Here is a 731-nt window from a genome sequence, read left to right on the forward strand (position 1 = left end):
CCGGCATCACCAGCGCGGCGGTGATCGACGCCCGGGGACCCGTGGCGGCGTCTTCCGTCAAAAGATCACCGACGCGGACCGGATCCTGGCGACGGTCCTTTCCCAGCGAAATCTATGCAACCAGCAGACCCTGGCCGACCTATTCGGTGTCAGCCGCGGCACCATCCGCAACGCCATCGAGGACGTCCGTCCCCTCCTCGACCAGGACACATACGTCCCGAGGCTCGCCGACCAACGTTTCGCCGCGGCCGCCGACGTACTCACATCCGTCACAGAAGACAGCGAAACACCAAGTTGAATCCTTACGGCTTCATTTCCTGCGGAATGTCTTCGGCGTGATCGACCGGGATTCCGGTGAAATGGTCGCCGCGACGATCCGCACGATCTTCACTCAGCCCACCGCCGGCCTCGTGCGCACTCAGCTGGACACCGTCGCCGACATGCTCGGCGCCCAGTTTCCCAAGGTCAAAGCGATGCTGTTGGAGGCGAAGGAGGATCTGACCGCGTTCGCGGACTTCCCGCCCAGGCACTGGAAGAAGATCCAGTCGACGAACCCGCTGGAACGGGTGAACCGGGAGATCAAGCGCAGGATCGACGTCGTCCAGGTCTTCCCCAACGACGACGCGCTCATCCGGCTGGTCACCGCCGTGCTCTTCGAGATGCACGACGAATGGATCGCCTTCCCCCGCCGCTACCTCCCCGAAGGCAGCATGGGCGAGATCTACCGCGAA

The 731-nt window shown here is 63.7% G+C and carries 2 pseudogenes; both read left to right on the forward strand.

Going from position 1 to position 731, the window contains the following annotated elements:
* A pseudogene (locus H4N64_RS44190) lies at positions 1 to 298 on the forward strand (ISAzo13 family transposase); the annotation flags it as partial.
* Between the two features lie 7 nt (positions 299 to 305).
* Positions 306 to 731 (forward strand): annotated as a pseudogene (locus H4N64_RS44195) (transposase); the annotation flags it as partial.

Source organism: Streptomyces cupreus, assembly GCF_014257025.1.
Taxonomy (GTDB): domain Bacteria; phylum Actinomycetota; class Actinomycetes; order Streptomycetales; family Streptomycetaceae; genus Streptomyces; species Streptomyces cupreus.